This window comes from Mesorhizobium sp. (assembly GCF_017306585.1).
Taxonomy (GTDB): Bacteria; Pseudomonadota; Alphaproteobacteria; order Rhizobiales; family Rhizobiaceae; genus Mesorhizobium.
Window position 1 is genome coordinate 1 of record NZ_JAFKIC010000067.1, and the last position, 6,270, is coordinate 6,270.

The 6,270-nt window shown below is 63.7% G+C and carries 6 protein-coding genes and 1 pseudogene; all 7 read left to right on the forward strand.

Annotation, left to right across the window (positions count from 1 at the left end):
- Positions 1-174: pseudogene (locus J0I79_RS02455) on the forward strand (ABC transporter substrate-binding protein); the annotation flags it as partial.
- 51 nt (positions 175-225) lie between these two features.
- Complete coding sequence (locus J0I79_RS02460; protein WP_292855141.1) at positions 226-1,233, forward strand: ABC transporter permease subunit; 1,008 nt, start codon at positions 226-228, stop codon at positions 1,231-1,233.
- Positions 1,234-1,303: 70 nt separating this feature from the next.
- A complete protein-coding gene (locus J0I79_RS02465; protein WP_292855147.1) occupies positions 1,304-2,158 on the forward strand; it encodes an ABC transporter permease subunit in 855 nt (284 codons plus the stop codon).
- Between the two features lie 2 nt (positions 2,159-2,160).
- A complete protein-coding gene (locus J0I79_RS02470) occupies positions 2,161-3,033 on the forward strand; it encodes an ABC transporter ATP-binding protein (RefSeq protein WP_292855143.1) in 873 nt (290 codons plus the stop codon).
- 2 nt (positions 3,034-3,035) lie between these two features.
- The gene (locus J0I79_RS02475) at positions 3,036-3,860 is read left to right on the forward strand and encodes a dipeptide ABC transporter ATP-binding protein (protein ID WP_292855148.1); all 825 of its coding nucleotides are present in this window, start codon (positions 3,036-3,038) and stop codon (positions 3,858-3,860) included.
- 275 nt (positions 3,861-4,135) lie between these two features.
- The gene (locus J0I79_RS02480) at positions 4,136-5,236 is read left to right on the forward strand and encodes an ABC transporter ATP-binding protein (RefSeq protein WP_292855145.1); all 1,101 of its coding nucleotides are present in this window, start codon (positions 4,136-4,138) and stop codon (positions 5,234-5,236) included.
- A gap of 14 nt (positions 5,237-5,250) precedes the next feature.
- The gene (locus tag J0I79_RS02485; RefSeq protein WP_292855146.1) at positions 5,251-6,198 is read left to right on the forward strand and encodes an ABC transporter substrate-binding protein; all 948 of its coding nucleotides are present in this window, start codon (positions 5,251-5,253) and stop codon (positions 6,196-6,198) included.
- Positions 6,199-6,270: the final 72 nt, after the last annotated feature.

The window sequence follows — 6,270 nt, forward strand, 5'->3', positions numbered from 1 at the left end:
CAGGCCGAGCGCGCCAAGCTCTATGAACAGGCGCAGGTCATCTTCAAGGAGCAGGCACCATGGGCGACGCTCGCTCACTCCAAGGTGTTCATGCCGATGCAGAAGACCGTCACCGGCTTTGCGATGGATCCGCTCGGCATCCACCGCTTTGACGGCGTCGATATCGCCGAATAAGGTTCGCGAAACGGGGCGGCGCCACATCGGCGCCGCTCCACCTCGCCCGCCATGCTGCGTTATATCCTCGGCAAACTCGCCCTCATCATCCCGACCTTCATCGGGATAACCATCCTCGCTTTTGGCTTCGTGCGCATCCTGCCCGGTGATCCGGTGCTGGTGCTCGCGGGCGAACGCGGACTGTCGCCCGAACGTCATACGGCGCTCATGCACCAGTTCGGTTTCGACCTGCCGATCTGGCAACAATATCTGACCTACCTGACCAACATCCTCAGCGGTGATTTCGGCACCTCGTTCTCCACCAAGACGCCGGTGCTCAGGGATTTCCTGGTGCGGTTCCCGGCGACGGTCGAACTCGCCATCTTCGCCATGATCTTCGCCATCATCTTCGGCGTCGCCTTCGGCATTTTTGCCGCGATCCGCCGTGGTTCCTGGTTCGACCAACTGACCATGGGCACGGCACTTGCCGGCTATTCCATGCCGCTCTTCTGGTGGGGCCTGCTGCTGATCATCGTCTTCTCCGGCATGCTGCACTGGACACCGGTCTCGGGCCGCATCGACCTCTTGTATTTCTTCAAGCCGGTCACCGGCTTCATGACCATCGATTCACTGATATCGGGGCAGAAGGGCGCTTTCCGTTCGGCGCTGTCGCACCTCATTCTGCCCACCATCGTGCTCGGTACCATCCCGCTTGCCGTCATCGCCAGGCAGACGCGCTCGGCTATGCTCGAGGTCTTGGGTGAGGACTATGTGCGCACCGCCCGCGCCAAGGGCCTCGCGCCCCGCCGCGTCATCGGCCTGCACGCCTTCCGCAATGCGCTGATCCCGGTCGTCACCACCATCGGCCTGCAGGTCGGCACGCTCTTGACCGGCGCTATCCTGACCGAGAGCATCTTCTCCTGGCCCGGCATCGGCAAGTGGATGATCGACGCCATTTCCAAGCGCGACTATTTCACCGTGCAGGGCGGGTTGCTTTTGATCGCGCTGATCGTCATGTCGGTGAACCTGATCGTCGACGTGCTCTATGCCGTCATCAACCCGCGCATACGGGCGAATTGACATGACCAATGAAGGCCCAGCCACCGTCGAAGCCGCGACCGTCGTCAAACAGCAGGACGCACGGCTGCAGATGTTCGCCGAGTTCTGGCATTATTTCTCGATCAACAAGGGCGCGGTGATAGGCCTCGTCGTCTTCGCGCTTCTGATCCTGGTCGCCATCTTCGCACCGCTGCTCGCCCCGCATTCCGCGGACGATCAGTTCCGCGACTTCTTCCTGACGCCACCGGCCTGGCAGGAAGGCGGCAACGCGCAGTTCCTGCTCGGCACCGATGCCGTCGGCCGCGACATCCTTTCGCGCCTGATCTACGGCTCGCGCTTCTCGCTCGCCATCGGCTTCGTCGTCGTCACCACGGCGCTCGTCTCCGGGGTCATACTCGGCCTGCTCGCGGGTTACTGCCGCGGCTGGGTCGATACGCTGATCATGCGCATCATGGACATCATCCTGGCCTTCCCGTCGCTGCTTCTGGCACTCGTGCTGGTCGCGGTGCTCGGCCCGGGCCTGGTCAATGCGATGATTGCCATCGCCTTCGTGCTGCAGCCGCACTTCGCGCGCCTCACCCGTGCAGCCGTGATGGCGGAAAAGAACCGCGAATATGTGATCTCGGCCAAGGTCGCCGGCGCCAGCCATCTCAGGCTGATGCTGGTCACCATCCTGCCCAACTGCATCGCTCCGCTGATCGTGCAGGCGACGCTGTCCTTCTCCAACGCCATCCTGGAGGCAGCCGCACTCGGCTTCCTCGGCATGGGCGCGCAGCCGCCGACGCCGGAATGGGGCACGATGCTCGCCGAAGCACGCGAGTTCATCCTGCGCGCCTGGTGGGTGGTGACCTTCCCCGGCCTCGCCATCCTGATCACCGTCTTCGCCATCAACCTGATCGGCGACGGCCTGCGCGACGCGCTCGACCCCAAGCTGAAGAGGTCGTGAGCATGTCCCTGCTCGAGATCAAGAACCTCACCGTTTCCTTCGACACCGCCGCCGGGCCGTTCATGGCCGTGCAGGGCATCGACCTTTCGATCGAGCCGCGCGAGGTGCTGGCGATCGTCGGCGAGTCGGGTTCGGGCAAGTCGGTGTCGATGCTGGCGGTAATGGGCCTGCTGCCCAATACGGCCACGGTCAAGGCCGACCGCATGGCCTTCGACGGTGTCGATCTCCTCAAGCTCAGTCCGTCCGAGCGGCGCAAGATCGTCGGCAAGGACATCTCGATGATCTTTCAGGAGCCGATCGCCAGCCTAAATCCGTGCTTCACGGTCGGCTTCCAGATCGAGGAAGTGCTGCGCTTCCACATGGGCATGGACCGCGCGCAACGCCGGGCACGTGCCATCGAACTCCTGAAGCTCGTCGGCATTCCCGAACCCGAAGAGCGGCTGAGTTCGTTTCCGCACCAGATGTCGGGCGGCCAGTGCCAGCGCGTCATGATCGCCATCGCCATCGCCTGCAATCCGAAGCTGCTGATCGCCGACGAGCCGACCACCGCGCTCGACGTCACCATCCAGAAGCAGATCCTCGACCTGCTGGTGTCGCTGCAGGCCAAGTACGGCATGGGCCTGATCATGATCACCCACAATATGGGCGTGGTGGCTGAGACCGCCGACCGCGTCATCGTCCAGTACAAGGGCCGCAAGATGGAAGAGGCCGACGTGCTGTCGCTGTTTGAATCGCCTAAGAGCAACTACACGCGCGCGCTTCTGTCAGCACTGCCGGAGAATGCCGTTGGCGATCGCTTGCCGACCGTCTCGGACATGCTGTTCGAACCGGCGCCTTCCGCTGGAGACAAAGCCGCCGCGGGAGCCGCCTCATGAGCATGACCGTTCTCGAAGGCAAGAACATCGTGCGCGACTACCATATCGGCGGCGGCCTGTTCTCCGGCCCGCGTACCGTGCATGCGGTCAAGGGCGTCTCGTTCACCGTGGACAAGGGCAAGACTCTGGCGATCGTCGGCGAATCCGGCTGCGGCAAGTCCACGCTCGCCCGCATCATCACCTTGATCGATCCGGCGACCGCGGGCGAACTCTTCATCGACGGCAACAAGGTCGACATCGCCAGGGGCGGGTTGACCCGGGAGATGCGCCGCAAGGTGCAGATCGTCTTCCAGAATCCCTACGGCTCGCTCAATCCGCGCCAGAAGATTGGCGACGTGCTGGGCGAACCGCTGCTGATCAACACCGACAAGTCGGCGGCCGAACGGCGCGATCTCGCCATGAAGATGCTGAAGAAGGTCGGTCTCGGGCACGAGCACTACAACCGCTATCCGCACATGTTCTCCGGCGGCCAGCGCCAGCGCATCGCCATCGCGCGCGCGCTGATGCTCAATCCCAGCCTGCTTGTGCTGGACGAACCTGTCTCGGCGCTCGATCTTTCGGTCCAGGCGCAGGTGCTCAACCTGCTCGCCGACCTGCAGGACGAATTCCAGCTGACCTACGTCTTCATCAGCCACGACCTCTCCGTCGTGCGCTACATCGCCGACGATGTCATGGTGATGTATTTCGGTGAAGCGGTCGAATACGGCCCGCGCGACGAGGTCTTCTCTGACCCCAAGCACAGCTACACCAAGACGCTGTTCGCAGCGACGCCGCGCGCCGACGTGGCGTCGATCAAGGCAAGGCTCGCCAGGAAGAAAGCTGCCTGAGCGGCGGTCCGAGGTTGAAAGCCGGCCCCGCGCCAGTCGGTGCGTGGCGGTGCGCCACACCTTACAGAATTCGGACGCTATGCTGGTTATGATCGCGTAGCAAAAGAATATATAGAGAAATCAATACATTACCCAACGTCGCGCGCCCAGATGGATGTTTGGCGCCGGATTTAATATTCCTGTCATGTGACCACCCTAGTGGCTGTCTCGGCGGACGGGGCGCGGGGCTCCCCGCGCTTGTTCCGGAGGCCCTGGCTTCCCGATGAAATGTGGTCATGCATTCACCCAACCAGCCGAATCCGGCTTTCGCCATCGACGTCCGGGGACTGGATCAGTTCTACGGCGAAACGCCTGTCCTGCGCGGTATCGACTTCAGGCTTGATCGCGGCAGGACGCTTGCTTTGCTGGGCCCTTCCGGTTGCGGCAAGACAACGCTTCTGCGCCTGATCGCCGGCCTGCTTCCGCCGACCCGCGGCTCGATCGGCATCGACGGCAAGGCCATGGCCGATGCCGCGACCGGCGCTTTCGTGCCGCCGGAACGGCGCGGCCTCGGCATGGTGTTTCAGGATTATGCGCTATGGCCGCATATGAGCGTCGCCGAGAATGTCGGCTTCCCGCTGGAAATGCTTAGGATCGGCAAGCAGGAACGGACGCGGCGCGTTCTTGCCGCGCTTGCCCGCGTCAGCCTGGAGGGTCTGGCCGGGCGGCGCCCGAGCGATCTGTCCGGCGACCAGCAGCAGCGGGTAGCGATTGCGCGCGCCATCGTGGCGGAGCCGCGCATCGTGCTGTTTGACGAACCGCTCTCCAATCTCGATCGTGAATTGCGCGAATCCCTGGTCGGCGAGATCGCGCGTCTCGTCTCCAGCCTTGGGCTGACGGCGGTTTATGTCACCCACGATCACAGCGAGGCCTTCACGCTTGCCGATGAAGTGGCTGTCATGCAGGGCGGCGAGATCGCGCAGCTGGCCTCGCCGCAGAAGCTGGTCGAGGCTCCCGCCAGCCTCGCCATCGCGGAATTCCTGAAGCTCGGCGCTTCCGCGGATGCCATCTGGCAGGATGGACTTTGGCGGTTGGCCGGCACCGGCATCGTGATACCGGGTCCGTCCGACATTCCGGCCTCGCGCGTCATGCGCGTGATGTTCGCTCGCAAGGCGCTGCGCGCGGCACCTCCGGGCGAGGGCACGATGGATGGAACCGTCACGCAGGCGCAGTTTCGCGGCGAAGGGTATGCGCTGTCCATAGGCCTCGACGGCGCCGGCCCGCCTGTCTCGGTGCAGATGATGAGCGAGGCGCGCTATCGCGCCGGCGACAGAATCGGGCTCGTCGTCGAGCCCAACGGGCTTCGCTGGTTTGCAGCGGAGGAAAGTCAACAATGACAAGGATGTCCAACATGTTGAAATCAATTTTCGCGGCGGCGCTTGCGGCCGGCGCCCTGTTCGCCACCACCGCGCTTGCCGACGTCACCGTCTACACCGCCGGCCCGCAGAGCCTGATCGACAAGCTGTCGGCCGGATTTACCCAGCAGACCGGTATCAAGGTCAATGTCTTTCAGGCGACGACCGGAAAGGTCATGGCGCGCATCGAGGCGGAAGCCGCGAACCCGGTAGTCGACGTCGTCATTTCGGCCTCCTGGGATACGGCTACCGACCTGGCCAAGCGCGATTGGCTTCTTGCCTATACCAGCCCGAACGCGGCGAAGGTTCCGGACTTCCTGAAGACCGACACCGCGGTGGCGCAAGGCATTTCCGCTCTCGGCATCGCCTGGAACACCAAGAGCGGCACGCCAAGGCCGTCGGAATGGGCCGATCTCACCAAGCCGGAATACAAGGACCTGGTGAACATCCCCGATCCGGCGCAGTCGGGCTCGTCCTTCGAGCTCACCGCGGCGCTGGCCGCGCAGGACGACTGGAAGCTCTTCAAGGAACTGAAGGCCAACGGCGCCATCATCGCCGGCGCCAACGCTGACGCGCTCAACCCTGTGCTGCAGGGCGCGAAGGCCGCCGTCTTCGGCGCGGTCGACTACATCACGCTCGCCGCCAAGGCGAAGGGTGAAAGCATCGACGTCATCTTCCCCGCGTCCGGCACGGTCATTGCGCCGCGTCCGGCGATGATCATGAAATCGTCGAAGAACCAGGACGATGCCAGGAAGTTCGTCGACTACATGCTCTCGGATGAGGGGCAGAAGCTGGTCGCTGACCAGATGCTGATGCCGGCCCGCACCGACATTCCCGCAAATCGCCCGCTGATCAGCGAGCTGACACTCCTGAAATATGACACCAAGGAAGTCTACGGCAAGCGCAAGGAAACGCTGGCGACCGCCGCCGAGACCTTCAAGTAAGACATGCGGGCGGAAGGTCTGCCGGCATGATCGGGGCGAAGGGAACTGGCGGCGCGCTGCCGGCGGCGCTGG